General features: G+C 63.3%; 25 protein-coding genes. 13 read left to right on the plus strand and 12 right to left on the minus strand.

Annotated elements, in window-relative coordinates:
* Window positions 1-20 precede the first annotated feature (20 nt).
* From gatB to gatC, 3 genes are read right to left on the minus strand one after another with little or no spacing between them, the layout of a single operon-like run.
* Window positions 21-1,466 carry an Asp-tRNA(Asn)/Glu-tRNA(Gln) amidotransferase subunit GatB gene (gene gatB / locus LT40_RS03685; RefSeq protein ID WP_043186646.1) on the minus strand — a complete coding sequence of 482 codons (1,446 nt, stop codon included), beginning with the start codon at window positions 1,464-1,466 and terminating at the stop codon, window positions 21-23.
* Between the two features lie 11 nt (window positions 1,467-1,477).
* Window positions 1,478-2,929, minus strand: a complete 1,452-nt coding sequence (gatA, locus tag LT40_RS03690) for an Asp-tRNA(Asn)/Glu-tRNA(Gln) amidotransferase subunit GatA (RefSeq protein ID WP_043186649.1) — start codon at window positions 2,927-2,929, stop codon at window positions 1,478-1,480.
* Window positions 2,930-2,946: 17 nt separating this feature from the next.
* Window positions 2,947-3,234 carry an Asp-tRNA(Asn)/Glu-tRNA(Gln) amidotransferase subunit GatC gene (gatC, locus tag LT40_RS03695; protein WP_043186652.1) on the minus strand — a complete coding sequence of 96 codons (288 nt, stop codon included), beginning with the start codon at window positions 3,232-3,234 and terminating at the stop codon, window positions 2,947-2,949.
* 205 nt (window positions 3,235-3,439) lie between these two features.
* On the opposite strand from gatC, the gene mreB reads away from it, so the two are divergent.
* The 7 genes from mreB to tldD all read left to right on the plus strand — a co-directional run bounded on the left by mreB (window position 3,440) and on the right by tldD (window position 13,903).
* Entirely contained in the window at window positions 3,440-4,477 is a 1,038-nt protein-coding gene (gene mreB, locus LT40_RS03700; protein WP_008371426.1) for a rod shape-determining protein MreB, read from the plus strand.
* 166 nt (window positions 4,478-4,643) lie between these two features.
* Window positions 4,644-5,675: a rod shape-determining protein MreC gene (mreC, locus tag LT40_RS03705; RefSeq protein WP_237749310.1), complete on the plus strand. Its 1,032-nt coding sequence runs from the start codon at window positions 4,644-4,646 to the stop codon at window positions 5,673-5,675.
* On the plus strand, window positions 5,675-6,163 hold the full coding sequence (gene mreD, locus LT40_RS03710; RefSeq protein WP_043186657.1) for a rod shape-determining protein MreD: 489 nt from the start codon (window positions 5,675-5,677) through the stop codon (window positions 6,161-6,163). The genes mreC and mreD overlap by 1 nt, the downstream gene beginning before the upstream one ends.
* Before the next feature lie 36 nt (window positions 6,164-6,199).
* A complete protein-coding gene (locus LT40_RS03715) occupies window positions 6,200-6,787 on the plus strand; it encodes a Maf family protein (RefSeq protein ID WP_043186660.1) in 588 nt (195 codons plus the stop codon).
* A 61-nt stretch (window positions 6,788-6,848) separates the two neighbouring features.
* The gene (gene rng, locus LT40_RS03720; protein WP_043186664.1) at window positions 6,849-8,306 is read left to right on the plus strand and encodes a ribonuclease G; all 1,458 of its coding nucleotides are present in this window, start codon (window positions 6,849-6,851) and stop codon (window positions 8,304-8,306) included.
* 79 nt (window positions 8,307-8,385) lie between these two features.
* On the plus strand, window positions 8,386-12,201 hold the full coding sequence (locus LT40_RS03725) for a YhdP family protein (RefSeq protein WP_043186667.1): 3,816 nt from the start codon (window positions 8,386-8,388) through the stop codon (window positions 12,199-12,201).
* Between the two features lie 259 nt (window positions 12,202-12,460).
* Window positions 12,461-13,903: a metalloprotease TldD gene (gene tldD, locus LT40_RS03730; RefSeq protein ID WP_043186669.1), complete on the plus strand. Its 1,443-nt coding sequence runs from the start codon at window positions 12,461-12,463 to the stop codon at window positions 13,901-13,903.
* A 41-nt stretch (window positions 13,904-13,944) separates the two neighbouring features.
* Here tldD and yjgA read toward each other — a convergent pair whose 3' ends face one another.
* Window positions 13,945-14,466, minus strand: a complete 522-nt coding sequence (gene yjgA, locus LT40_RS03735) for a ribosome biogenesis factor YjgA (protein ID WP_043186673.1) — start codon at window positions 14,464-14,466, stop codon at window positions 13,945-13,947.
* 108 nt (window positions 14,467-14,574) lie between these two features.
* Between yjgA and pmbA the strand changes: the two genes are divergently transcribed.
* The 6 genes from pmbA to LT40_RS03765 all read left to right on the plus strand — a co-directional run bounded on the left by pmbA (window position 14,575) and on the right by LT40_RS03765 (window position 19,803).
* The gene (gene pmbA / locus LT40_RS03740) at window positions 14,575-15,921 is read left to right on the plus strand and encodes a metalloprotease PmbA (RefSeq protein ID WP_043186679.1); all 1,347 of its coding nucleotides are present in this window, start codon (window positions 14,575-14,577) and stop codon (window positions 15,919-15,921) included.
* Window positions 15,922-16,039: 118 nt separating this feature from the next.
* The gene (locus tag LT40_RS03745) at window positions 16,040-16,435 is read left to right on the plus strand and encodes a hypothetical protein (RefSeq protein ID WP_043186681.1); all 396 of its coding nucleotides are present in this window, start codon (window positions 16,040-16,042) and stop codon (window positions 16,433-16,435) included.
* A complete protein-coding gene (locus tag LT40_RS03750) occupies window positions 16,428-17,804 on the plus strand; it encodes a class II fumarate hydratase (protein WP_043186683.1) in 1,377 nt (458 codons plus the stop codon). The genes LT40_RS03745 and LT40_RS03750 overlap by 8 nt, the downstream gene beginning before the upstream one ends.
* Window positions 17,805-17,834: 30 nt before the next feature.
* Window positions 17,835-18,287 (plus strand): hypothetical protein, encoded by a 453-nt coding sequence (locus tag LT40_RS03755; protein ID WP_043186687.1) that lies wholly within the window; start codon window positions 17,835-17,837, stop codon window positions 18,285-18,287.
* Between the two features lie 2 nt (window positions 18,288-18,289).
* Window positions 18,290-18,901, plus strand: a complete 612-nt coding sequence (locus tag LT40_RS03760) for a superoxide dismutase (RefSeq protein ID WP_043186689.1) — start codon at window positions 18,290-18,292, stop codon at window positions 18,899-18,901.
* A gap of 8 nt (window positions 18,902-18,909) precedes the next feature.
* Window positions 18,910-19,803, plus strand: coding sequence for a ZIP family metal transporter (locus LT40_RS03765; RefSeq protein ID WP_043186693.1), 894 nt, complete (start codon window positions 18,910-18,912; stop codon window positions 19,801-19,803).
* A 72-nt stretch (window positions 19,804-19,875) separates the two neighbouring features.
* On the opposite strand, the gene LT40_RS03770 is transcribed toward LT40_RS03765, so the two are convergent.
* From LT40_RS03770 to lptC, 8 genes are all read right to left on the minus strand, one after another.
* Window positions 19,876-20,148: an HPr family phosphocarrier protein gene (locus LT40_RS03770; RefSeq protein WP_043186697.1), complete on the minus strand. Its 273-nt coding sequence runs from the start codon at window positions 20,146-20,148 to the stop codon at window positions 19,876-19,878.
* Between the two features lie 16 nt (window positions 20,149-20,164).
* Window positions 20,165-21,022, minus strand: a complete 858-nt coding sequence (gene rapZ, locus LT40_RS03775) for an RNase adapter RapZ (protein WP_043186701.1) — start codon at window positions 21,020-21,022, stop codon at window positions 20,165-20,167.
* A gap of 2 nt (window positions 21,023-21,024) precedes the next feature.
* Window positions 21,025-21,489, minus strand: coding sequence for a PTS IIA-like nitrogen regulatory protein PtsN (ptsN, locus tag LT40_RS03780; protein ID WP_043186706.1), 465 nt, complete (start codon window positions 21,487-21,489; stop codon window positions 21,025-21,027).
* Between the two features lie 12 nt (window positions 21,490-21,501).
* Window positions 21,502-21,810, minus strand: coding sequence for a ribosome hibernation-promoting factor, HPF/YfiA family (hpf, locus tag LT40_RS03785; RefSeq protein ID WP_043186709.1), 309 nt, complete (start codon window positions 21,808-21,810; stop codon window positions 21,502-21,504).
* 78 nt (window positions 21,811-21,888) lie between these two features.
* Window positions 21,889-23,382 (minus strand): RNA polymerase factor sigma-54, encoded by a 1,494-nt coding sequence (locus LT40_RS03790; RefSeq protein ID WP_043186712.1) that lies wholly within the window; start codon window positions 23,380-23,382, stop codon window positions 21,889-21,891.
* 163 nt (window positions 23,383-23,545) lie between these two features.
* Complete coding sequence (gene lptB / locus LT40_RS03795) at window positions 23,546-24,271, minus strand: LPS export ABC transporter ATP-binding protein (RefSeq protein WP_043186715.1); 726 nt, start codon at window positions 24,269-24,271, stop codon at window positions 23,546-23,548.
* On the minus strand, window positions 24,271-24,816 hold the full coding sequence (lptA, locus tag LT40_RS03800) for a lipopolysaccharide transport periplasmic protein LptA (RefSeq protein ID WP_043186718.1): 546 nt from the start codon (window positions 24,814-24,816) through the stop codon (window positions 24,271-24,273). Before lptA ends, lptB begins: the two co-directional genes overlap by 1 nt.
* The gene (gene lptC / locus LT40_RS03805) at window positions 24,803-25,375 is read right to left on the minus strand and encodes an LPS export ABC transporter periplasmic protein LptC (protein ID WP_043186721.1); all 573 of its coding nucleotides are present in this window, start codon (window positions 25,373-25,375) and stop codon (window positions 24,803-24,805) included. Before lptC ends, lptA begins: the two co-directional genes overlap by 14 nt.
* Window position 25,376 lies beyond the last annotated feature (1 nt).

Consider the following 25,376-nt stretch of genomic DNA (forward strand, 5'->3'; position numbering starts at 1 on the left):
ACAGGGGGTGTGCTGTTGCATCAGCCGGCCAGCTTGCTCTTGAGCAGCTCGTTGACCTGCTGCGGGTTGGCCTTGCCCTTGGACGCTTTCATGGCCTGACCGACGAAGAAGCCGAACATCTTGCCGCGTTTGGCTTCGTCCGCCGCGCGGTACTGTTCGACCTGCTCGGCGTTGGCGGCCAGCACTTCGTCCAGGACCTTCTCGATGGCGCCACTGTCGGTGACCTGCTTCAGGCCGCGCGCCTCGATGATCTGGTCGGCATCGCCTTCACCGTTGGCCATGGCTTCGAAGACCATCTTGGCGATCTTGCCGGAGATGGTGTTGTCCTTGATGCGCTGCAGCATGCCGCCCAATTGCGCCGCGCTGACCGGCGATTCCTCGATTTCCACGCCCTGCTTGTTCAGCAGGCTGCCCAGCTCGACCATGACCCAGTTGGCGGCCAGCTTGGCATCGCCGCAGCTGGCCACGACCTGCTCGAAGAAGTCCGCCTGCTCGCGGCTCGAAGCCAGCACGCTGGCGTCGTACGCAGACAAGCCGAATTCACGCTGGAAGCGCTCGCGCTTGGCCGGCGGCAACTCGGGCAGGGTCGCCCGGGTGGTTTCCAGGAACGAATCCTCGATCACCACCGGCAGCAGGTCGGGGTCGGGGAAGTAACGGTAGTCGTTGGCTTCCTCCTTGCTGCGCATGGCCCGTGTCTCGTCCTTGTTCGGGTCGTACAGGCGGGTCTGCTGGATGACCTTGCCACCGTCCTCGATCAGTTCGATCTGGCGCGCGATCTCGCTGTTGATGGCGCGTTCGATGAAGCGGAACGAGTTGACGTTCTTGATCTCACAGCGCGTACCGAACTCGACCTGACCCTTGGGCCGGATCGAGACGTTGCAGTCGCAGCGCAGCGAGCCTTCGGCCATGTTGCCGTCACAGATGCCCAGGTAGCGGACTAAAGCATGGATCGCCTTGACGTACGCCACGGCTTCCTTGGCGCTGCGCATGTCGGGCTCGGAAACGATTTCCAGCAGCGGTGTGCCAGCACGGTTGAGGTCGATGCCGGTGCTGCCGCTGAAGTCCTCGTGCAGGCTCTTGCCTGCGTCTTCTTCGAGGTGCGCACGGGTCACGCCGATGCGCTTGACCGTGCCGTCTTCCAGGGTGATATCCAAGTGGCCCTTGCCGACGATCGGCAGTTCCATCTGGCTGATCTGGTAGCCCTTGGGCAGGTCGGGGTAGAAGTAGTTCTTGCGCGCGAACACGTTGTGCTGGCCGATCTCGGCATCGATGGCCAGGCCGAACATCACGGCCATGCGCACGGCTTCCTGGTTGAGCACCGGCAGTACGCCGGGCATGCCCAGGTCGACCAAACTGGCCTGGGTGTTCGGCTCGGAGCCGAACGTAGTGGAACTGCCGGAGAAAATCTTCGACTGGGTGGCGAGCTGGGTATGAATCTCCAGCCCGATCACGACTTCCCATTGCATGATGTTTCTCCTTAGAAGCCTTCAGGCGCGCGAGTGTGCCAGTCGGTGACTTGCTGGTACTGGTGCGCCGCGTTGAGCAGGCGGCCTTCCTGGAAGTAGGGGGCCAGCAGCTGCACGCCAACTGGCAAGCCATCGACGAAACCGGCCGGCATCGACAGGCCGGGCAGGCCCGCCAGGTTGGCGGTGATCGTGTAGATGTCTTCCAGGTAGGCGGCCACCGGGTCGGCATTCTTGGCGCCCAGTTTCCAGGCCGGATTCGGCGTGGTCGGGCTGAGGATCATGTCGACGTCTTCGAAGGCGGCCATGAAATCGTTCTTGATCAGGCGGCGGATTTTCTGCGCCTGCAGGTAGTAGGCGTCGTAGTAACCGGCCGACAGTGCATAGGCCCCGACCATGATGCGGCGCTGTACTTCCGGCCCGAAGCCTTCGGCGCGCGAACGCTTGTACAAGTCGGTCAGGTCCTTGGGATTCTCGCAGCGATAGCCGAAGCGCACGCCGTCGAAACGCGACAGGTTGGAGGACGCCTCGGCCGGCGCGATCACGTAGTAGGCGGCGATCGCCTGCTGCATGTTCGGCAGGCTGATGGGCTGGATCACCGCGCCGAGTTTTTCCAGTGCCTCGATGCTTGCCTGTACTCGCTCGGCGATGCGCGGGTCGAGGCCGGCACCGAAGTATTCCTTCGGCACGCCGATGCGCAGACCCTGCAGGGAATCGCCCAGGGTGGCGCTGTAGTCGGGCACCGGTTCATCGATGCTGGTGGAGTCCTGCGGATCGAAGCCGGCCATGCCTTGCAGGAGCAGGGCGCAGTCTTCGGCGTTGCGCGCCAGTACGCCGGCCTGGTCGAGGCTGGAAGCGTAGGCGATCATGCCCCAGCGCGACACCCGACCATAGGTCGGCTTGATGCCGGTGAGGTTGGTGAACGCAGCCGGCTGGCGGATCGACCCGCCGGTGTCGGTGCCGGTAGCCACCGGAAGCAGACGCGCAGCCACGGCCGCAGCCGAGCCGCCCGATGAGCCGCCCGGCACGTGGGCCAGGTTCCAGGGGTTTTTCACCGCGCCGTAATGGCTGTTCTCGTTGGCCGAACCCATGGCGAATTCGTCCATGTTCAGCTTGCCCAGGGTGACCGCGCCGGCCGCATTGAGCTTGGCCACGACGGTAGCGTCGTAGGGGGCCTGGAAGTTGTCGAGCATCTTCGAGCCGCAGCTGGTGCGGATGCCTTGGGTGCAGAACAGGTCCTTGTGGGCCAGCGGCACGCCCAGCAGGGCACCGCTTTCACCGTTGGCGCGGCGCGCATCGGCGGCCTGTGCCTGGGCAATGGCGTGCTCGGGGGTGACGGTGATGAAGCTGTTGAGCTGCGGGTCCAGCTGGGCGATGCGCGCCAGCAGGGTGCGGGTCAGCTCTTCGGCGGAAAACTTCTTGTCGGCGAGTCCGCGGGCGATCTCGGCCAGTGTCAGTTGATGCATGGCAGGCTCTTTTCCCTTTACTCGATGACTTTCGGAACCAGGTACAGGCCGTTCTCGACCGCCGGTGCGATGGCCTGGTAAGCGTCGCGCTGGTTGCGTTCGGTCACCTGGTCGGCGCGCAGCCGCTGGCTGGCTTCCAGTGGATGGGCCAGTGGTTCGATGCCGCGGGTGTCGACCGCTTGCATCTGGTCGACCAGGCCCAGAATGCTGTTCAGTGCTTCGATGGTGCGTGGCAGATCGGCGTCATTCAGGCCCAGGCGGGCCAGGTGAGCGATTTTTTCCACGTCGCAGCGTTCAAGCGCCATGGGGGTCTCCAGTGGAAAATGAAATACGGCAAAGCCGTGGGTTTGGGGAACACTATCGCACTTTTGCGGTCATATGGCCGCGATCGAGTGCAGGCGTGCCCGGAAAAACAGCCAATTTAACATATTGGCGCCTTGCCCAAAATCCCCGCCGTTGTTAGAGTTTGCCGCACTTTTTTACCCACGCGTTGCCTAGGGTCCTTTTCCCATGTTCAAGAAACTGCGTGGCATGTTTTCCAGCGATCTTTCCATTGACCTGGGCACTGCCAACACCCTTATTTACGTGCGTGAGCGCGGTATCGTCCTGAATGAGCCATCGGTTGTGGCCATTCGGACCCACGGTAATCAGAAAAGTGTCGTTGCGGTCGGTACCGAAGCCAAGCGCATGCTCGGCCGTACCCCCGGCAACATCGCCGCCATTCGCCCGATGAAAGACGGCGTCATCGCCGACTTCAGCGTCTGCGAAAAGATGCTGCAATATTTCATCAACAAGGTGCACGAGAACAGCTTCCTGCAGCCCAGCCCGCGCGTGCTGATCTGTGTACCTTGCAAGTCCACCCAGGTGGAACGTCGTGCCATTCGTGAATCGGCGCTCGGCGCCGGTGCCCGCGAAGTGTTCCTGATCGAAGAGCCCATGGCGGCCGCCATCGGCGCCGGCCTGCCGGTCGAGGAAGCCCGTGGCTCGATGGTCGTCGACATCGGCGGTGGTACCACCGAAATCGCCCTGATCTCGCTCAATGGCGTGGTCTATGCCGAGTCCGTCCGCGTTGGCGGCGACCGCTTCGACGAAGCCATCGTCACCTACGTGCGTCGTAACTACGGCAGCCTGATCGGCGAATCCACCGCCGAGCGCATCAAGCAGGAAATCGGCACCGCCTACCCAGGCGGCGAAGTGCGCGAAGTCGACGTCCGCGGCCGCAACCTGGCCGAAGGCGTGCCACGTGCCTTCACCCTGAACTCCAACGAAGTGCTCGAGGCCCTGCAGGAATCTCTCGCCACTATCGTGCAGGCAGTCAAGAGCGCGCTCGAGCAGTCGCCTCCTGAACTGGCTTCCGACATCGCCGAGCGTGGCCTGGTGCTGACCGGTGGTGGCGCACTGCTGCGCGACCTCGACAAGCTGCTGGCCCAGGAAACCGGGCTGCCGGTGATCGTCGCCGAAGACCCGCTGACGTGCGTGGCTCGTGGTGGCGGTCGCGCCCTGGAAATGATGGACAAGCACACCATGGATCTGCTCTCCAGCGAATAACTTCGCGGGAAAGATTCCTGGGGTCGTTTACAGGTAGCGTCTTCGATGCTACCTGTATGCGTCCTGTACTTTCGATCCGGGCCGGTTTGCCGTCACATGAATGACCACATGAACATTTGCCTGGGAGGAGCGGCTTATTAAACCGCTTTTCACCAAGGGCCCCTCACTGGGCGTGCGCCTGTTGGTGCTGGTCGTGCTGTCGATCGCGCTGATGGTCGTCGACGCACGCTTCACCCTGCTCAAACCCGTGCGCAGCGAAATGTCGCTGGTGCTGATGCGTGCCTATTGGGTAACCGATCTGCCACAACGCCTGTACGAAGGCGTTGCCAGCCAGTTCGGCAGCCGCACCGAATTGCTGGCCGAAAACGAGAAACTCAAGACCGAAGGCCTGCTGCTGCAAGGTCGCCTGCAGAAGCTCGCGGCGCTGACCGAGCAGAATGTGCGCCTGCGCGAGCTGCTCAACTCTTCGGCGCTGGTGAACGAGAAGGTCGAGGTCGCCGAGCTGATCGGCATGGACCCGAACCCATTCACCCACCGCATCCTGATCAACAAGGGCGAACGCGACGGCGTGGTGCTCGGCCAGCCAGTGCTCGATGCCCGCGGGCTGATGGGCCAGGTGGTCGAATTGATGCCCTATACCTCGCGTGTGCTGCTGCTCACCGACACCACCCACAGCATTCCGGTGCAGGTCAACCGCAACGGCCTGCGCGCCATCGCCAGTGGCACGGGCAACCCCGAGCGTCTGGAGTTGCGTCATGTGGCCGATACCGCCGACATCAAGGAAGGGGACCTGTTGGTCAGCTCCGGCCTGGGCCAGCGTTTCCCGGCGGGCTACCCGGTGGCCACGGTCAAGGAAGTCATCCATGACTCCGGGCAGCCCTTCGCCATCGTTCGCGCCGTGCCGACCGCCGCCTTGAACCGCAGTCGTTATCTGCTGCTGGTGTTCAGCGACAGCCGCTCGCCGGAGCAGCGCGCCACCGAGGCCGCGCAGGCACAGGAAGCGGCCGATCGCCAGGGCGCCGCGCCCGAGGCCAGCGCCCAGGCAACGCCAGCCACCGCACCAACCACTGCGCCGGCTGCTGCCACACCCGCAGCTGCCGCACCTGCACGCAGCACCGCACCGGCCACCACCCCCGCGCACACGACCCCGGCGACACCTTCGCGGTCCGCGCCGGCTACATCACGGGAGAGGCAATAATGGTGAGTACGCGCTCGCGCAATGGCTGGGTCATCTGGGTGACTTTCGTGGTCGGCCTGTTGCTGTGCGTGTCGCCGATGCCGCAGTTCATGGAAGTCTTGCGACCGCTGTGGCTGGCCCTGCTGCTGGCTTACTGGACACTGTCGGTGCCGCACAAGGTAGGCATGACCACCGCCTGGGTTCTGGGCTTGGCGCAAGACGTGCTGTTCGGCACCCTGCTTGGGCAGAACGCGCTCATTCTCAGTCTCATCACGTTCCTCATTCTTTCCCTGGCCCAGCGCATGCGCATCTTCCCGATGTGGCAGCAGAGCCTGGTCATCCTCGTGGTCTTCGGCCTGGCGCAGCTGGTGCAGCTGTGGCTGAGCGCCTTGACCGGCAACCGTCAACCTACCCTGGCCCTGCTGCTGCCTGCGCTGATGAGCGCCTTGCTCTGGCCGTGGGTCAGCTACCTGTTGCGTGGCTTGCGCAGGCGCCTGGGCATCAACTGACGGGCCCGCGTGCGGCCCGACGCGGAGACGCCTCGCATGTCTACCCTGTACCTGGCTTCCAGTTCGCCCCGGCGGCGTGAGCTGCTGACGCAGATCGGCGTACCCTTCACCGTGGTCAAGGCTCCCATCGACGAAACGCCCCGGCCCGGTGAAGCCAGCCTCGCCTACGTGCAGCGCATGGCCGAAGAAAAGGCCAAGGCAGGCTGGCACTCGCTGCCGCAGCCGCGCGCCGGCCAGGTGCTGGGTGCGGACACGGCCGTGATCGCCCACGGGCGCATACTCGGCAAGCCCGGCGATGAAGTCGACGCTCTGGCGATGCTGGCGCTGTTGTCCGGCAGTACTCATGAGGTGATAACCACCGTGGCGCTGTTCGACGGGGCGCGGATGGACACCTGCACCGCATCTGCGCGCGTCACCTTCCGCTCAATCGGCGAAACCGAAGCCCGTGCCTATTGGGCCAGCGGCGAGCCGGCGGACAAGGCGGGCGGGTATGGCATCCAGGGCTTGGGGGCAATATTCGTAGAAAAGCTCGAAGGCAGTTATTCTGCCGTCGTCGGCCTGGGTTTGTTCGAAACCGCGGCACTGCTGCAACGCAATGGCATCGCCTGCTGGCAAGCGTCCTGAGAAGGGCCTTGCGGGAGCGCCATCGCCACTACAATAAAGACACCAGGAACGAGACCCAGCCATGAGCGAAGAGATTCTGATCAACATAACGCCGATGGAATCGCGCGTGGCCGTGGTGGAAAACGGTGTGTTGCAAGAGGTTCACGTCGAACGCACCCAGCGTCGCGGGATCGTCGGCAATATCTACAAGGGCAAAGTCGTGCGCGTGCTGCCCGGCATGCAGGCCGCGTTCATCGACATCGGCCTGGACCGGGCCGCGTTCATCCATGCCTCGGAAATCTCCCTGCGCGAAGGCTCGACCCTGGAAACCATCAGCGCCCTGGTCCATGAAGGGCAGAGCCTGGTGGTGCAAGTCACCAAGGACCCGATCGGTTCCAAGGGCGCACGCCTGACCACCCAGTTGTCGATTCCTTCGCGCTACCTGGTGTACATGCCACGTACCCGGCACGTCGGCATTTCCCTGAAGATCGAACACGAAGCCGAGCGCGAACGCCTGAAGAAGGTCGTGGCCGACTGCGTCGAGAAAGAAGGCATCCAGGAAGTCGGCGGGTTCATCCTGCGCACCGCTGCCGAAGGCGCGGGCGCCGAAGAAATTCTCATGGACATCCGCTACCTGCGCCGATTGTGGGACCAGATCAACGCGCAGATCCAGACCGTCGGCGCGCCCACGGAAATCTACGAAGACCTGGGCCTAGCGTTGCGCACCCTGCGCGACCTGGTCAACCCGAAGATCGAAAAGATCCGCATCGATTCCCGGGAAACCTTCCAGAGAACCACCCAGTTCGTGGCCGAACTGATGCCCGAAATCGCCGACCGCCTGGAGCATTATCCGGGCGAACGGCCGATCTTCGACCTGTACGGTGTGGAAGATGAGATCCAGCGTGCCCTGGACCGCAAGGTGCCGCTCAAGTCCGGCGGCTATCTGGTGGTGGACCCAGCCGAGGCGATGACCACCATCGACGTCAACACCGGCGCTTTCGTCGGTCACCGCAACCTCGAAGAAACCATCTTCAAGACCAATCTGGAAGCGGCCACCGCCATTGCCCGGCAACTGCGCCTGCGCAACATCGGCGGGATCATCATCATCGACTTCATCGACATGGAAGATGAGGAGCATCAGCGCCAGGTTCTGCGCACCCTGGAGAAGCAGCTGGAGCGCGACCACGCCAAGACCAACATCATCGGCATCACCGAGCTGGGGCTGGTGCAGATGACCCGCAAGCGCACCCGGGAGAGCCTCGAGCAGGTGCTGTGCGAACCCTGCATTTGCTGCCAGGGCCGCGGCAAGCTGAAGACTCCCGAGACAGTGTGTTACGAGATCTTTCGCGAGATCCTGCGCGAGGCACGGGCCTACCAGGCCGAAGGCTATCGCGTGCTGGCCAATCAGAAGGTGGTCGACCGTCTGCTCGATGAAGAATCGGGCAATGTGGCCGAGCTGGAAGCGTTCATCGGACGAACCATTCGCTTCCAGGTCGAGTCCATGTATTCCCAGGAACAATATGATGTGGTGCTGCTCTGAAACGGCCAGTGAAGCGAATCTCGATCTTGCAGGCTTCGACCTTTCGCGCTGACGCGGTACGGCGCGGGAGCATGCCTGCATGGTCCGTGTAAGTGCTGCGCTGGGTGGCGTGATCCGTTGGGCCCTGGCGCTGTGCGCCGTGCTGCTGGTCCTGCTGGCGCTGTACGTCAGCCTTGGCCGGCAACTGATTCCCCTGGTGGCCGAGTACGACGCGCAAATCGAGGCACGTGCCAGCGAGGCGCTGGGCCTGCCGGTGCGCATTGGCAGCCTGGAAGGGCGCTGGAACCGTCTGGCGCCGGTGCTGCTGGTGCACGATGTGCAGGTGGGCGAGGGCAGCAACGCCCTGCGTCTGGACCAGGTCAAGGTCGTGCCCGACCTGTGGGGCAGCCTGTTGGCGCGCGCGGTGCGCATTGCCCATCTCGAGCTGGGCGGCGTGCAGCTCAGCGCGGTCGAGGACGCCGCGGGCAAGTGGTCGGTCAAAGGCCTGCCGCAGCAACAGGATCAAGCCTTCGACCCGCAGCGCACCTTGCAGCAACTGCAACAGGTCGAGCAGCTGTCGGTGCTCGACAGTCAACTGACCCTGCAACCCTTCGAGCATGAACCGCTGACCCTCACCTATGTAGGTCTCAGCCTGCGCACCGTGGAAGACCATCAGCGCCTGGATCTGCGCCTGCACCTGCCCGACGGCCAGCCGCTGGCGCTGAACCTCGAAGCACAAGTGCGCGCCGAGCAGTGGCGCCAGGGCCGTGCCCAGGCCTATCTGAACCTGCCGCAAAGCGACTGGGCGCAGTGGTTGCCGAACCGCTACACCCAGGCCTTCAAGCTCGACCAACTCAAGGCGGGCGGCGAATTCTGGCTGGATTGGGCGGACGCCAACGTGCAGCGGGCAGTGGTCCAGCTCGATGCGCCGGCATTCAAGGGCGCCCGTGCCGACCACAAGCCCTATGCGATCGCCGATCTCAAGCTGCAAGCGTGGATGCAGCGCAGCGCCGAAGGTTTCGATGTGAACCTGGGTACCTTCGCCATGACCCTGGACGGCAAGCCCTGGCAGACCCATGTGGCGCTGCAGCAGCGCGCCGCGACGGCGTCGAGCCAGGAGCGATGGAGTGTGCAGGCCGATCGTCTCGAGCTGACGCCGATCACGCCGCTGCTCGACGCGCTGGCACCCTTGCCCAAGCAGGTGGCGGCTATCGTCAACGGCTTGAACTTCACCGGTGCGCTGCGCAACGTTTCGCTGGATATCCGACCCAACGCCACTGGGGCCGAGCGCATGAGCTACGCCGCCAACCTGGAAAACGTCGGCTTCGATGCCTATTACGGTGCCCCGGCGGCAGACAATGTCAGCGGCAGCCTGATTGGCGATATCGGCCAGGGCGAACTGCGCCTGGACAGCGAAAAGTTCATGCTGCACCTGAGCCCTATCTTCGAAAAGCCTTGGCATTACCTCAAGGCCAACGCCCGTCTCAACTTCAAGCTCGATGATCACGCCTTTACCCTGATCGCGCCGGCTATCCGAGTGTTGGGCGAGGAGGGCAAGATCGCTGCCGATTTCCTCATTCGCCTGCCGTTGCATCACGAGGCCGAGCCCTACATGGACCTGCGGGTCGGCCTGCTCGACGGCGACGGTGCCTACACCAGCAAGTACCTGCCCGAAGTGCTCAGCCCGTCGGTCGACCAATGGCTGCGCACGGCGATCAAGCGCGGCGCGGTCGACCAGGGCTACTTCCAGTATCAAGGCTCGCTGGCCAGTGCGGCCGAGGCCCACTCGCGCAGCATCACCTTGTTCTTCAAGGTCCACGACGTGACCCTGGCCTTCCAGCCCGGTTGGCCGGAAGCGCGCAAGGTTGCAGGCAATGTCTATATCCAGGACGGTGACGTGCGCATCCTGGCTGACCGTGGGCAGATCCTCGATACCAAGGTGAGCGACGTGTCCGTCAGCGTGCCCCACGTGCCGGTCGGTCAGGAGAGCCACTTGTATGTCAGCGGTAACTTCGACGGTGGTCTGGCCGATGGTCTGAAGGTCCTGCAGACCGCGCCCATCGGCACTGCCGACATCTTCGCCGGCTGGCAGGGCGAAGGCCCACTCAAGGGCAAGCTCGACCTCGACATCCCCTTGGTGAAGGGCCGCGAGCCCAAGGTCGTGGTGGATTTCAGCACCCGTGCGGCGCGCCTGAAAATCAAATCCCCTGAGCTTACGCTCAGCCAGCTGGGCGGAACATTTCGCTTCGACTTCGACAAGGGCCTGAGTGGCGAGGGCATCACCGCCCAGGCTTTCGATCAGCCGGTGACCGCGCAGATCTCCGCCGAAGGCAAGCCGGGCGCGCCGTTGACGCGAATCGTCGCCAACAGCCAGATCCCCGTGAAACGTCTGGTCGACTGGCTGCACGTCAAGCAGGCCGTACCGGCGTCCGGTGATATCGCCTACCAGCTGCAGCTCAAACTGGGTGCCGACAGCGAGTTGCGCGTGGACTCCGATTTGAAGGGCGTCGACATCGACCTGCCAGAACCCTTTGGCAAGACACGTGACCAAGCCCGTCCCACGGCGTTCGTGATGAACCTGCAGGGGCGTGAGCGCCGCTTCGACGTCACCTACGCCGATCTTGCCAGCTTCGCCTATACCTCGCCGCCCGATGACCTGGCCAGTGGCCGGGGCGAGCTGCTGGTCGGCACCGGTACGCCGCAGCTGCCCACGACCCAGGGCCTGCGCGTACGCGGTGCGCTGCAGACGCTGGACCTGGAACCGTGGCAGCGACAGGCGCAGAACTACACTGGTGGCGATCCTGGTGGCACTGCCAGCCAGGTCATCAACGCCGTTGACCTGCGCATCGGCACGCTCAAGGGGTTCGGTCAGCAACTCGATCAGGCTCACGTGCAACTCAACCGCAGCCCCAGCGCCTGGCACCTGGCCCTGGCCAGCCAGCAGATTACCGGCAAGGTCGATGTGCCCGATGGCAAGGCGACCCCGATCAATGTCGACCTGGACACCGTGCGCCTGCCGCCGATCGATCCGAACGCGGTCAAGGCCGACAACCCGGTAGAAGCACCGGACCCCTTGGCCAACGTCGATCCGCGCAAGATTCCGGCGGTGAATGTGCGGATCCGCCAACTGTTGCAGGGTGATGAATTGCTCGGCACCTGGTCGCTGAAGCTGCGCCCGACTGCCAAGGGGGTCGCCCTCAACGACCTCGACCTGGGCCTCAAGGGCTTGATGCTGCAGGGCGCGGCGACCTGGGAGGGCGCACCCGGCGCTTCCAGCACCTGGTTCCGCGGACGGTTGCAGGGCAAGAACCTGGCCGATGTGCTTCAAGCGTGGAAATTCGCGCCTACCGTCACCAGCGAATCGTTCCACCTGGACGCCGATGGTCGCTGGCCGGGGTCGCCTGCCTGGGTTGGGCTCAAGCGCTTCTCCGGCAACCTGGACGCTACCCTGCGCGACGGTCAGTTCGTCGAGGTCGAAGGCGCAGCCCAGGCCCTGCGCGTGTTCGGACTGCTCAACTTCAACGCCATCGGTCGCCGTCTGCGCCTGGATTTCTCCGATGTGCTGGGCAAGGGTTTGAGCTACGATCGAGTCAAGGGCCTGTTGGTGGCCAGCGAAGGGGTGTATGTGACTCGGACCCCGATCACCCTGCGCGGTCCGACGACCGATATCGATCTGGACGGCACCCTGGACATGGTCCGCGATGGCGTCAATGCCAAGGTGCAGGTCGCCTTGCCGATCACCAACAGCCTGCCGCTGGCAGCGGTTCTGGTCGGTGCGCCGGTCGTGGGTGGCGCTTTGTTCGTGGTGAACAAGCTGCTCGGTGATCGCGTCGCGCGTTTTGCCAGCGTGCAGTACCGCATCGAGGGCTCCTGGAAAGATCCGCAGATGACCCTGGTCAAGCCCTTCGGTGGTTGATGGCGCACTGACCGTAGCCTCCTATCGGACGGCTGACCAGGCCCTGGTATTGAAAAAGCGTCGGGGCGGACGCATGTAGTCATCATCCGTCACCGACACCTGGATTGCGCGGGCCGCTCCGGGCGACCCGCTGACATCCATTCATTTGCGCAGATCGCCTGGCGGCCTGCGAGCATCTACCTACGCAGCGGCGCCAAGCGAACTGCGAGCACCTATCCCCGCAGCGCGCCATGCGCCCTGCGAACAGCGCGGAGTAAATATGAGCCAGATGTTATCCACCGTCAGCGACCATCTGCTGGCACCCGGCGGCCTCACGCTCGACAGTCTGCAGTCGGTGTTGGGCGAGCTGGCCGGCCCGGGCATCGACGCTGCCGACCTGTATTTCCAGGGTCAGATTTCCGAGTCCTGGGCGCTGGAAGACGGCATCGTCAAGGAAGGCAGCTTCAACCTCGACCAGGGCGTGGGCGTGCGTGCCCAGTCCGGGGAAAAGACCGGCTTTGCCTACAGCAACGCCATCACCCAGGATGCCCTGGTCCAGGCCGCGCGTGCCGCGCGCTCGATCTCCCGCGCCGGTCAGAATGGCCGTGTGCAGGCCTTCAGCAGTCCCGTGGTCAGCCAGCTGTACGGCCCGGACAATCCGCTTGAAGTGCTGACCCGCGCCGAAAAGGTCGACCTGCTCAAGCGCGTCGACGCTGCCACCCGTGCGCTGGACCCACGTATCCAGCAAGTCACCGTGAGCATGGCCGGTGTCTGGGAGCGGATTCTGATCGCTGCAGCCGATGGCAGCCTGGCGGCCGACGTGCGGCCGCTGGTGCGTTTCAACGTCAGCGTCATCGTCGAGCACAACGGTCGTCGCGAGCGCGGCGGCCATGGTGGCGGCGGACGTACCGACTACCGCTATTTCCTCGCCGAAGACCGCGCCATGGGCTATGCCCGCGAGGCGCTGCGCCAGGCACTGGTCAATGTCGAAGCGGTGGCGGCTCCGGCCGGCACCATGCCTGTGGTGATGGGCGCCGGCTGGTCCGGCGTGCTGTTGCACGAAGCGGTCGGGCATGGCCTGGAAGGCGATTTCAACCGCAAGGGCAGTTCGGCCTACAGCGGTCGCGTCGGTGAAAAAGTGGCGTCGAGCCTGTGCACCATCGTCGACGACGGTACCCTGGCTGGGCGTCGCGGCTCGCTCAGCGTCGATGACGAAGGCACGCCTACCCAGTGCACCACCTTGATCGAGAACGGTGTGCTCAAAGGCTACATGCAGGACAAGCTCAACGCACGGCTGATGGGCGTGGCCGCCACCGGCAACGGTCGCCGCGAATCCTATGCGCACCTGCCCATGCCGCGCATGACCAACACCTACATGTTGGCAGGCGAGAGCGATCCGGCCGAGATCATCGCCTCGGTGAAGAAGGGCATCTATTGCGCCAACCTCGGCGGCGGGCAGGTGGATATCACCAGCGGCAAGTTCGTGTTCTCGACCAGCGAGGCCTACCTGATCGAAGACGGCAAGATCACCACGCCGGTCAAGGGCGCGACCCTGATCGGCAACGGCCCCGAGGCGATGAGCAGGGTGTCGATGGTCGGCAACGACCTGGCGCTGGACAGCGGAGTCGGTACCTGTGGCAAGGATGGGCAGTCGCTACCGGTCGGTGTCGGCCAGCCCACCCTGAAGATCGATGCCATCACCGTGGGTGGTACAGGCGCCTGAAGCGAGTGACGGGCAGGCCCGGCGGCCTGCCCGCAGACGTATCAACGCAAGCCGCGTTGAGTTTCGTCCAGCTCGCGGATGTACTTGAAGATCTTGCGCGTGGTGGCAGGCGGTTTGTTGTGCGCCGTCTCGTGCTGAGCCTGGCGAACCAGGTTGCGCAGGTGCTGGCGATCGGTCTCCGGGTAGTCGGCGAAGAACGCCTCCAGCACCTGGTCCGGCCCTGCTACCAGGCGGTCACGCCACCGCTCGAGGTTGTGGAAGCGTTCGTTGTACTGCCGGGTGGAGGCGTCCAGTTGATCGAGCAGCACCAGAATGGCGTCGATGTCCTGGTCGCGCATCAGCTTGCCGATGAACTGGATGTGGCGTTTGCGCGCGATGTTCGCCGTGTGCTTGGAGGCATCGGCCAACGCCCGGCGCAGGGCGTCGGTCAAGGGCAGGCGATCGAGCACGTCCGGCTTGAGCGTGGTGAGCCGCTCGCCCAGATCGGTCAGCGCATGCAGCTCGCGCTTGACCTGAGTTTTGCTTTTTCCCTCGTCGAGGGAGTCGTCGTAAGAATCAACCATGGGGGCCGTCCGCAAATAAACGCCGCCATGATAACCAGTCGGGGGCCGCTTGTCTGGCCCGGCCGTAGATCGGCCCGCGCCGAAACCCGAATTTGAGTGGAGAACACCATGAACGCACCCCAGAGCGTCGGCCCGCAGGCATTGCCCGTCCTGCAGGAGCAAGTGCAGCAGATCATCGATGAAGCCAAGCGCCAGGGGGCCAGTGCCTGTGAGGTGGCGGTGTCGCTGGAGCAGGGCCTGTCCACGTCGGTGCGCCAGCGCGAGGTCGAAACCGTCGAGTTCAATCGCGACCAGGGCTTCGGCATCACGCTGTACGTTGGCCAGCGCAAGGGCTCGGCGAGCACCTCGGCCAGCGGTCCACAGGCCATTCGCGAAACCGTCGCCGCGGCGCTGGCGATTGCCAAGCACACCTCCGAAGACGAAAGCTCGGGCCTGGCCGACGCCGCCCTGATGGCGCGCGAGCAGCCTGACTTCGATCTCTACCATGCCTGGGACATCACGCCCGAGCAGGCCATCGAAAAGGCCCTGGCCTGCGAAGCGGCCGCCTTCGATGCCGAACCCCTGATCAAGAATGCCGACGGCACTACGCTCAACACCCATCAAGGCTGCCGCGTGTATGGCAACAGCCATGGCTTCATCGGCGGCTATGCGTCGACCCGCCACAGCCTGAGCTGCGTGATGATCGCCGAGGCCAACGGGCAGATGCAGCGCGACTACTGGTACGACGTCAGCCGCCAGGGTGAGTTGCTGGCCGATGCCGCTAGCATCGGTCAGCGCGCCGCGCAACGCGCTGCGGCCCGGCTGGGCGCACGGCCGGTGCCGACGTGCGAGGTGCCGGTACTGTTCTCGGCCGAGCTGGCCGGGGGCTTGTTCGGCAATTTCCTGGCAGCCGTTTCCGGGGGCAATCTGTATCGCAAGTCCTCGTTCCTGGAAGGGGCGATGGGGCAGCGCCTGTTCCCCGAGTGGTTGACCCTGGACGAACGTCCGCACCTGATGCGCGCCATGGGCAGCGCAGCGTTCGACGGCGATGGCCTGGCCACCTACGCCAAGCCGTTCGTGGAAAACGGTGAGCTGGTCTCCTACGTGCTCAGTACCTATTCGGGGCGCAAGCTGGGCCTGCCCAGCACCGCCAACTCCGGCGGCGTGCACAACCTGTTCGTGACCCACGGCGACGAGGACCAGAAGGCATTGCTGCGGCGCATGGGCCGCGGCCTGCTGGTGACCGAGCTCATGGGCCACGGCCTGAACATGGTCACCGGCGACTATTCGCGTGGCGCTGCCGGGTTCTGGGTCGAGAACGGCGAGATCCAGTTTCCGGTTCAGGAAGTGACCATCGCCGGGAACATGCGCGACATGTTCAAACAGATCGTCGCGGTGGGTAATGATCTGGAGCTGCGCAGCAACATTCGCACCGGCTCGGTCCTGATCGAGCGCATGACGGTCGCCGGCAGTTGATCCTACTGCCGGTCCATCGCGGCCGGCACAGTTTGCAGCACAGGTGCCCACATGGGCGCTTGTGTTGATTCTCAATATCAATCAATAATAAAACTCATTCCGGCAAAAAGGTGCGCCGATGAGTTCTGCCGTTCACGAATTCGCCCATCTCGAAAACTGGCATTGGCTCGGCCTGCAAATCCGCTGCGCGCTCGCGCCCGACGAGCCGCGACTCATCGAACACTACCTCGCCCAAGGCCGCTATCTGGCGCGCTTTACCCCGACATCTTCATGGTCCGTGGCTCATGGCACCTTTCGCCTGATGCTCGCCACCGCCCTCGATCAAGCCCTGCCGTGGCATTGGCGCAGCCTGTGTCTGGATCAGGCCTGGCGGCCCTTGCGTGACCTGCGCAATTGCGCGGCACAGCCAGCCCAGGTCCGCCAGTGGCAGGACTGCGCCCACCAACTGGCGCGCTGCGAGTTGCTGCCTTCGATTCCACTCACTGATCTGCTGCAAGGATATTGCGATGAGTAACACCCGTATCGAGCGTGACAGCATGGGCGAACTGCAGGTGCCGGAGGCTGCCCTGTATGGCGCCCAGACCCAGCGTGCAGTCGACAACTTTCCGATCAGTCAGCAACGCATGCCCGCCCAATTCATCCGCGCGTTGATCCTGGCCAAGGCCGCTGCGGCGAAGGCCAACGTCGAGCTTGCGCAGATCAGCGCTGCACAGGGCGACGCCATCGTGCGCGCCTGCGAACAGCTCCTGGCCGGCGATTTCATGCAGCACTTCCCGGTGGATATCTACCAGACCGGCTCCGGCACCAGCTCCAACATGAATGCCAACGAAGTGATTGCCACCCTGGCGAGCCGACTCGTCAGCGAGCCGGTCAACGCCAATGACCACGTCAACTGTGGCCAGAGCAGCAACGACATCATCCCCACCAGCATCCACGTGAGCGCTGCGCTGGCCCTGCACGAGCAACTGCTGCCTGCGCTGCGGCATCTGGTCCAGGTCACCCTGGCAAAGGCCGAACAGGTCCATGCCTTCGTCAAGACCGGCCGCACGCACCTGATGGATGCCATGCCGGTGCGCATGAGCCAGGTTCTGCAGGGCTGGGCTGCCCAGGTCCAGGCTAATATCGATCATCTGCAAACCCTGCAACCTGCCTTGCAGGCCCTGGCGCAGGGCGGGACGGCGGTGGGGACCGGCATCAACGCCCATCCCCAGTTCGCCCAGCGTTTCTGTCATCACCTGGGCGAACTGACCCAGGTCGAGTTCACGCAGGGCGACAATCTGTTTGCCCTGATAGGTTCCCAGGACACGGCGGTGACCGTCTCCGGCCAGCTCAAGGGCACGGCCGTGACCCTGATGAAGATCGCCAACGACTTGCGCTGGATGAACTCCGGGCCACTGGCGGGTCTGGGGGAAATCGAGCTCGAGGCCTTGCAGCCAGGCTCCTCGATCATGCCGGGCAAGGTCAATCCGGTGATTCCCGAGGCGACCGCCATGGTCGCGGCGCAGGTCATCGGCAACGACGCGGCGATCGCCATCGCCGGGCAGTCCGGCAATTTCGAGCTCAATGTGATGCTGCCGATCATCGCCCACAACCTGCTGTCCAGCATCGAACTGATGGCCAATGCCAGTCGGCTGCTGGGCGACAAGGCGATCGCGACGTTCAAGGTCAATGAATCCAAGCTCAAGGAAGCGCTCGCGCGCAACCCCATTCTGGTGACCGCACTCAACCCGATCATCGGATATCAGCAGGCTGCCCAGATTGCCAAGCTAGCCTACAAGGAAGGTCGGCCGATCATCGACGTCGCGCTGGAGCATACCGACCTGAGCCGCGAGCAGCTCAGCGACCTGCTCGACCCGGAAAAGCTCACGGCTGGCGGTATCTGACCGCTCGGCAACTGCTGGGAGACCTGCGCCATGCAGCACTGGAAACGTATCACGGAGACGGCCAACGCCTGCTTTGTCCGGGGCGAGCTGATCGATGCGCGGGAACATTACCTGCAAGCCCTGGCCTGGGCGCAGGTGCTGTTCGAGCGCTGGGCAGATGTCGACGAAGCCGTCGCCGCATGCGTCATTTCCCACCACAACCTGGCCGATTTGCACCTGCAACTGCATCAACCCGAGGAAAGCGCGGAATACCTGTGCGCCATTCATGAACGTTTGCTGCGTGCGGCGCAGGACCTGCGGCTGCAGCCAGCGCTGCGCGACGCCGCCCTGCGCCATGCCAGCAAGACCTACGCCGAGCTGCTCGGCTTCACTCGCCGGCATGGCGAATACCCCCGTACCCACCGGTTGCTGTGTGGCGCCGCCGATACCAACGACGCGCCAGTGGTCACGCAACCCGATCACCTTCATTACGGAGTTCACTGAAAATGCCCTATACCCTGCCTGCTCTGTCTTATGCCTACGATGCCCTGGAACCGCACATCGACGCGGCCACCATGGAAATCCATCACACCAAGCACCACCAGACCTACATCACCAACGTCAACGCCGCCATCGAGGGCACCGAATACGCCGATTGGCCGGTGGAAAAACTGGTGGCCTCGGTCAAGCAACTGCCGGAGAACCTGCGTGGCGCCGTCACCAACCACGGTGGCGGGCATGCCAACCACAGCCTGTTCTGGGAAGTCATGTCGCCCAATGGCGGCGGTCAGCCGCAGGGCAGCGTCGCCCAGGCCATCGATACCGAACTGGGTGGGTTCGACTCGTTCAAGGAAGCGTTCACCAAGGCTGCCCTGAGTCGCTTCGGCAGCGGCTGGGCCTGGCTCAGCGTCACACCGGACAAGAAACTGGTCGTGGAGAGCAGTGGCAACCAGGACAGTCCGTTGATGAATGGCAACACGCCCATTCTTGGCCTCGACGTGTGGGAGCACGCCTACTACCTCAAGTACCAGAACCGCCGGCCTGAATACATCAATGCGTTCTACAACGTGGTCGACTGGGCCAACGTCGAGAAGCGCTACCAAGCCGCTGTGAACTGAGCCTCGCCATGGGATCGCAGACCTTTGCGCTGGCCAGTGTTCGCCGCTTTCGTCTGGCACTGGGCACGGTGCTGCTACTGGCGGGCGCGGCTTTGCTGGTGGGCGAGCTGCTGGCCTGGCTCGACCTTGAGCCGCGCATCCTGCGTGCGCTCGAGGGCGGGGCCATCTGCGCCTTGGGCACCGCCCTGGGTGCGGTCCCTGTACTGGTCATCCGCAGCATGCCCGTTGCGGTGGCCGATACGTTGCTGGGGTTCGGCGCCGGCGTGATGCTCGCAGCCACCGCCTTCTCGCTGATCATTCCCGGCTTGGATGCGGCAGCGGCAATCGGCTTTTCACGCTGGGGCGCCGGTGCCCTGATGAGCCTGGGCATCATGTCCGGGGCCTTCTGCCTGTACCTGGTGGATAGGCGAGTCTCCGGCGTTACGCCGGACTACCTGGTGGGCACCGCGCAACAGCCGGTGATCCCGGCACGCATCTGGATCTTCGTGATTGCCATCATCGCTCACAATATCCCGGAGGGCATGGCCATTGGCGTTTCGGCGGGCGGCGGCATGCACGACGCCGACAGCCTGGCGATGGGCATTGCCTTGCAGGACGTGCCCGAAGGACTGGTGATCGCGTTGGTGCTGGCAGGAGCGGGCATGGCGCGCTACAAGGCCTTCCTGATCGGTGCCGCATCCGGGCTGGTGGAGCCGGTGTTCGCGGTACTGTGTGCCTGGCTGGTGCGAATGGGCGAGCTGTTGCTTCCCCTGGGCCTGGCCTTCGCGGCCGGCGCGATGCTGCTGGTCGTGACCCACGAGATCATCCCCGAATCACGCAGCAACGGTCATCACAAGCTGGCAAGCCTGGGCCTGTGTGTCGGTTTCTGCCTGATGATGGTGATGGACACGGCGTTGTCTTGAGTCTGCAACCTTACGGTAGCGGACGGCTCGCTGGCCGCTACCTGGGTTCTGCCTCTGGGCCGTCGCGTGGGCCTACTCGCCTTCGTCGAACTTGTCGTTGATCAACTTGACGATGGCATCCAGAGCGTCCTGATCCTGCTCGCCTTCGGTGTGCAGATGAATGGTGGTGCCTTTGCCGGCAGCCAGCATCATTACACCCATGATGCTCTTCCCATCGACCAGGGCCTCGGGCGTACGGCCCACACGAACCTGGCAGGGAAAGCGTCCCGCCACGCCGACGAATTTTGCTGCGGCACGGGCGTGCAGGCCGAGCTTGTTGATGATTTCTACTTGAAGGGCGGGCATTGCGCGGGGGATCCTTTCAGCTGAGGTCGCGGTGGCGAACCTGGACATTCTTGAGCGACTGCTGCAGCAATCGGCCCAGGCGCTCGGTCAAGTATACCGAGCGATGGTGCCCGCCTGTACACCCAATGGCGATGGTGACATAGGCACGGCTGCTGGCCGCGAAGCGCGGCAGCCATTTGAGCAGGTAGGCAGCGATGTCCTGGTACATCTCTTCGACATCCGGCTGCGCTGCCAGGTATTCGGCGACTGGCGCATCAAGCCCGGACTGCTCGCGCAGTTCGGGTTTCCAGTAGGGGTTGGGCAGACAGCGAACGTCGAATACCAGATCGGCGTCTATCGGCATGCCCCGCTTGAAACCGAACGATTCCACCAGAAAGGCCGTGCCCGGCTCGGGCTTGTTCAACAGCCGGACCTTGATGGCATCGCGCAGCTGGTAGAGGTTCAGGTTGGTGGTGTTGATCTTCAGGTCGGCCAGATCGACGATGGGCCCCAGCAAGTCGCTTTCCACCCGGATGGCTTCGGCCAGCGAGCGATTGCTGTTGCTCAAAGGGTGTCGACGTCGGGTCTCGGAGAAGCGCTTGAGCAGCGTTTCTTCATCGGCATCCAGGTACAGGACATCGCATTGGATGTGCTTGGCACGCATTTCGGCGAGTAGCTGCGGGAAGCGTGACAGATGACTGGGCAGGTTGCGCGCATCGATCGACACGGCCACCTGAGGTTGCGCCAGCTCGGTATGAATCAGCGCACGCTCGGCCAGCTCGGGCAACAGCCCTGCTGGCAGGTTGTCGATGCAATAGAAACCGTTGTCTTCCAGAACATCCAGGGCAGTGCTCTTGCCTGAGCCTGAGCGGCCACTGACGATGATCAAACGCATGGTTAACGACCGTTCTGTTCGTCCAGTACCACTTGGTACAAGGCTTGATTGCTGGGCGCCGAACGCAGTCTCTCGCGTACCTCCTTGCGATCGAGCATGCTGGCGATCTGGCGGAGCAATTCCAGATGGGCATCGGTGGCCGCTTCGGGCACCAGAAGCACGAAGAGCAGGTCGACGGGGGCGCCGTCGATCGCGTCGTAGTCGATTGGGGCACTAAGATGCACGAGGGCACTGACAGGCGCATTGCAGCCCTTGAGCCGGCAATGTGGAATGGCAATGCCATTGCCGAATCCGGTGGAACCGAGTTTTTCACGGGCGATGAGGGCTTCGAACACGGTTTGCGTGTCGAGCGACGGCACTTCGCGACCGATCAGGTTGGCGATCTCTTCGAGTGCTTTCTTCTTGCTGCCGCCCGGCACGTTCACGCAGGAACGGCCGGGGGTCAGGATGGTTTCTAGTCGAATCATGGGTGGGGAGTGTCAGCGAGCAGTCGCGCCTTGCAGCAGACTCTGCTGTTTTTCCTTATGCTTTTTGAGTTGGCGATCCAGCTTGTCGGTAAGCAGGTCGATGGCCGCATACATGTCGTCATGCTCGGCATTGGCAACCACCTCGCCACCGGGTATGCGCAGGGTGGCTTCGATTTTCTGTTTGAGCTTCTCGACCTCCATGATCACCTGAACATTGGTGATCTTGTCGAAGTGGCGTTCGAGACGCTGGAGTTTTTCCCCGATGTAGGTTCGCAGGGGTTCGGTCACATCCAGTTGGTGTCCACTGATGTTGACTTGCATACCGCTTCTCCTTATTGCCATTGCATAAAGAAGCAGGCTTGGGTGCCTGCCACTGGAACGCTGTGGCACATCGCAGGGCTACATCAACCGCTTGCGTTCGCTGGACGGCGCAATCCCTAGGGATTCGCGATACTTGGCGACCGTTCGGCGGGCTACCTGGATGCCTTGTGCCTCCAGTAAACCAGCGATCTTGCTGTCACTCAACGGCTTTTTCTGATTTTCGGCGGCGACCAGTTTCTTGATGATCGCGCGAATCGCCGTGGACGAGCATTCGCCGCCTTCGGAAGTGCTGACGTGGCTTGAGAAAAAGTATTTCAGCTCGTAGATGCCACGGGGGGTGTGCATGTATTTCTGCGTGGTCACCCGCGAAATGGTCGACTCGTGCATGCCCACCGCCTCGGCGATGTCGTGCAGCACCAAGGGCTTCATGGCCTCGTCGCCGTAATCGAGGAAACCGCGCTGATGCTCGACGATCTGCGTGGCCACCTTCATCAAGGTCTCGTTGCGGCTCTGCAAGCTCTTGATGAACCAGCGCGCCTCCTGCAGCTGGTTGCGCATGAAGGTGTTGTCGGCGCTGGTGTCGGCGCGTCGCACGAAGCCTGCGTATTGCGCATTGACTCGCAGGCGCGGGACCGACTCCTGATTGAGCTCGACCAGCCAGCGATCGTTGTCCTTGCGCACGATGACGTCGGGCACGACGTATTCCGGTTCGCTGGATTCGATCTGCGAGCCGGGCCGCGGATTCAGGCTCTGTACCAGCTCGATGACCTGGCGCAGTTCGTCTTCCTTGAGCTTCATGCGGCGCATCAACTGGCTGTAGTCGCGCGACCCCAGCAGGTCGATGTAATCGCTCACCAAGCGCTGCGCCTCGGCCAGCCAGCGGGTCTTGGGCGGTAGCTGGCGCAGTTGCAGCATCAGGCATTCGCTCAGGTTGCGCGCGCCGATGCCGGCCGGCTCGAACTGCTGGATGCGATGAAGCACCGCTTCGATTTCGTCCAGCTCGATGTCAAGCTCGGGGTCGAACGATTCGCAGATTTCCTGCAACGTCTCGTCCAGGTAGCCCTGATTGTTGATGCAATCGATGATGGTCACGGCGATCAGGCGGTCGGTGTCGGACATGGGCGCCAGGTTCAGCTGCCACAACAGGTGGGTTTGCAGGCTTTCGCCGACCGATGTGCGGGTGGTGAAGTCCCACTCCTCGTCATCGTTGCTCGGCAGGCTGCTGGCGCTGGTCTGGTAGACGTCTTCCCACGCCGTGTCGACGGGCAGTTCGCTGGGGATGCGCTCGTTCCAATCGCCTTCCTCGAGGTTGTCCACCGTCGGCGCAGACTCCTGAAAGCTCGGTTCCTGGATTTCCTGGGTCGGCTTTTGCTCGATGTTGTCGGCCAGCGGGTCACTGTTGTCGAAGTCGTCGCCTTCTTCCTGGCGTTCGAGCATGGGATTGGATTCCAGCGCTTCCTGAATTTCCTGTTGGAGGTCCAGGGTCGATAGCTGGAGAAGGCGGATGGCCTGTTGCAACTGCGGTGTCATCGTCAGTTGCTGGCCCATACGTAGGACGAGCGATGGTTTCATGGCAGGAACTTAACACCTTGGTCGCCGGCGCGAAGCGCCTTCTACTACGGGTACCGAGGTACCCGGCTTATGTCGTAAGCAAATTATATGCCTGAAACCTGAGTGTTTGCCTAGGGCGCCATGAAAATTAATGCCCGCAGGAGGGCGATGGCGCCCTCGGGCCTTACAAGCGAAACTCGTGGCCCAGGTAGACTTCGCGTACCAGATCGTTGGCCAGGATGGTCTGGGCATCGCCTTCGGCAATCAGCTGGCCGTCGTTCACGATGTAGGCCGTTTCGCAGATATCCAGGGTCTCACGGACGTTGTGGTCGGTGATCAATACGCCGATGCCCTTGGTCTTGAGGTGGTGGATGATCTGCTTGATGTCGCCGACCGAAATCGGATCGACACCGGCGAAGGGTTCGTCGAGCAGGATGAACTTGGGTGCGGTGGCCAGCGCCCGAGCGATCTCCACACGACGACGCTCGCCGCCCGAAAGGCTCATGCCCAGGTTGTCGCGAATGTGCGTGATGTGGAATTCCTGCAGCAGGCCTTCGAGCTCTGCCAGTCGCGCCGTGGCATCGAGTTCCTTGCGGGTCTCGAGGATGGCCATGATGTTGTCGGCCACCGAGAGCTTGCGGAAAATCGAGGCCTCCTGCGGCAGGTAACCGATACCCGAGCGGGCGCGGCCATGCATGGGCTGGTGGCTGACGTCCAGGTCGTCGATGAGCACACGGCCCTGGTCGGCCTGGACCAGGCCGACGATCATGTAGAAACAGGTGGTCTTGCCGGCACCGTTGGGGCCCAGCAGGCCGACGATCTGCCCGCTCTCGATGGACAGGCTGACGTCACGAACGACTTGTCGGCTCTTGTAGCTCTTGGCCAGATGCTGCGCTTTCAGGACTGCCATTACTGGGCCTTCTGCGGTGCGTCGGATTTCTTCTTGGGCTGGATCACCATGTCGATGCGCGGACGCGGCGTGGTGACCTTGCTGCCCGTGGCACGGCCGGCGTTGACCACCTGGCGCACCGTGTCGTAGACGATCTTCTCGCCTTCGGACGTGTTGCCGTCGTTGATAACCTTGGCCTTATCGATCAGCACGATGCGGTTCTGCGCCGCGAAATACTGGATGGTCATGCCGTAGGCCTGCACGATGGGCTTGTCTGCAGCCGGCTTCTGCTCGTAGTAGGCCAGGTTGCCGACGGCGGTGAACACGTCCACGTCGCCCGTGGCATTGCGGGTGATGGTCACGGTGTTGCCGGTGATCTTCATCGACCCTTGGGTAATGATCACATTGCCCTTGTAGGTCGCCACGCCCTGTTTGTCGTCGAGCTGGGCATCGTCGGACTGGATATGAATGGGCTGATCGCGGTCAGTGGGCAGTGCCCAGGCGCTCGCGCTTCCCAGTGCTGCGCTCAGGCTGAGCAAAAAGGGGAGGGTTTTAACGAGCCTCATACTGTCCTCTTACGTTGGACAGCAAGTTGATCTTGCTGTCATTCAGATACGCTTTCATGCCCTTGGCCGTCGACACGCCACCGGCGCCGTCGATTCTAACGTCTTGGTCGGTCTGCGCATATTGCTTCTGTGGGAAAACGGTCATGCGCGAGCTGGTGATCACCGTGGCACGACTCTTCTGGTCGGTCCGTGCCACGCGCACGGAGTCGATGAGTTCCACTTCGCTGCCGTCGGGATTGACCTCGCCGCGCTCGCTGGTCACGTGCCACGGGTAGACGGTGCCGCGGTAGAGCTGCATGTCCGGCTTGGTCAGCAGGGTCACCTCGGACGTCTTGACGTGTTCGACCTTGTCGGCGGTCATGTCGTACTGCACGCCACCGTCTGGCAGGTACTGCCGGGCCCGCGCGTTGATAGCGTAGTAATCGATCTGGCTTTCGTCGACAGCCGCCGTGGGCTGCTCGAGGAAGCGCTCAGGGCTGATATCCCAGTAGCCGATGGCGGCGAACAGCAGCCCCAGCACACCCAGGATCACGATATTGCGGATTTTCTTGTTCAGCATG

It is taken from the genome of Pseudomonas rhizosphaerae, assembly GCF_000761155.1.
In the GTDB taxonomy this organism is placed as follows: Bacteria; Pseudomonadota; Gammaproteobacteria; order Pseudomonadales; family Pseudomonadaceae; genus Aquipseudomonas; species Aquipseudomonas rhizosphaerae.

Excerpts from the sequence above, each read along its gene's own strand:
- lptA (WP_043186718.1), bottom strand. The coding sequence starts at position 24,816 with ATGAGGCTCGTTAAAACCCTCCCCTTTTTGCTCAGCCTGAGCGCAGCA.
- LT40_RS03745 (WP_043186681.1), top strand. The coding sequence starts at position 16,040 with ATGAGTTCTGCCGTTCACGAATTCGCCCATCTCGAAAACTGGCATTGG.
- LT40_RS03755 (WP_043186687.1), top strand. The coding sequence starts at position 17,835 with ATGCAGCACTGGAAACGTATCACGGAGACGGCCAACGCCTGCTTTGTC.
- LT40_RS03790 (WP_043186712.1), bottom strand. The coding sequence starts at position 23,382 with ATGAAACCATCGCTCGTCCTACGTATGGGCCAGCAACTGACGATGACA.
- LT40_RS03725 (WP_043186667.1), top strand. The coding sequence starts at position 8,386 with ATGGTCCGTGTAAGTGCTGCGCTGGGTGGCGTGATCCGTTGGGCCCTG.
- pmbA (WP_043186679.1), top strand. The coding sequence starts at position 14,575 with ATGAACGCACCCCAGAGCGTCGGCCCGCAGGCATTGCCCGTCCTGCAG.
- LT40_RS03715 (WP_043186660.1), top strand. The coding sequence starts at position 6,200 with ATGTCTACCCTGTACCTGGCTTCCAGTTCGCCCCGGCGGCGTGAGCTG.
- tldD (WP_043186669.1), top strand. The coding sequence starts at position 12,461 with ATGAGCCAGATGTTATCCACCGTCAGCGACCATCTGCTGGCACCCGGC.
- lptB (WP_043186715.1), bottom strand. The coding sequence starts at position 24,271 with ATGGCAGTCCTGAAAGCGCAGCATCTGGCCAAGAGCTACAAGAGCCGA.
- LT40_RS03750 (WP_043186683.1), top strand. The coding sequence starts at position 16,428 with ATGAGTAACACCCGTATCGAGCGTGACAGCATGGGCGAACTGCAGGTG.
- yjgA (WP_043186673.1), bottom strand. The coding sequence starts at position 14,466 with ATGGTTGATTCTTACGACGACTCCCTCGACGAGGGAAAAAGCAAAACT.
- LT40_RS03760 (WP_043186689.1), top strand. The coding sequence starts at position 18,290 with ATGCCCTATACCCTGCCTGCTCTGTCTTATGCCTACGATGCCCTGGAA.
- rng (WP_043186664.1), top strand. The coding sequence starts at position 6,849 with ATGAGCGAAGAGATTCTGATCAACATAACGCCGATGGAATCGCGCGTG.
- mreD (WP_043186657.1), top strand. The coding sequence starts at position 5,675 with ATGGTGAGTACGCGCTCGCGCAATGGCTGGGTCATCTGGGTGACTTTC.
- gatC (WP_043186652.1), bottom strand. The coding sequence starts at position 3,234 with ATGGCGCTTGAACGCTGCGACGTGGAAAAAATCGCTCACCTGGCCCGC.
- lptC (WP_043186721.1), bottom strand. The coding sequence starts at position 25,375 with ATGCTGAACAAGAAAATCCGCAATATCGTGATCCTGGGTGTGCTGGGG.
- gatA (WP_043186649.1), bottom strand. The coding sequence starts at position 2,929 with ATGCATCAACTGACACTGGCCGAGATCGCCCGCGGACTCGCCGACAAG.
- LT40_RS03770 (WP_043186697.1), bottom strand. The coding sequence starts at position 20,148 with ATGCCCGCCCTTCAAGTAGAAATCATCAACAAGCTCGGCCTGCACGCC.
- mreB (WP_008371426.1), top strand. The coding sequence starts at position 3,440 with ATGTTCAAGAAACTGCGTGGCATGTTTTCCAGCGATCTTTCCATTGAC.
- rapZ (WP_043186701.1), bottom strand. The coding sequence starts at position 21,022 with ATGCGTTTGATCATCGTCAGTGGCCGCTCAGGCTCAGGCAAGAGCACT.
- LT40_RS03765 (WP_043186693.1), top strand. The coding sequence starts at position 18,910 with ATGGGATCGCAGACCTTTGCGCTGGCCAGTGTTCGCCGCTTTCGTCTG.
- hpf (WP_043186709.1), bottom strand. The coding sequence starts at position 21,810 with ATGCAAGTCAACATCAGTGGACACCAACTGGATGTGACCGAACCCCTG.
- ptsN (WP_043186706.1), bottom strand. The coding sequence starts at position 21,489 with ATGATTCGACTAGAAACCATCCTGACCCCCGGCCGTTCCTGCGTGAAC.
- gatB (WP_043186646.1), bottom strand. The coding sequence starts at position 1,466 with ATGCAATGGGAAGTCGTGATCGGGCTGGAGATTCATACCCAGCTCGCC.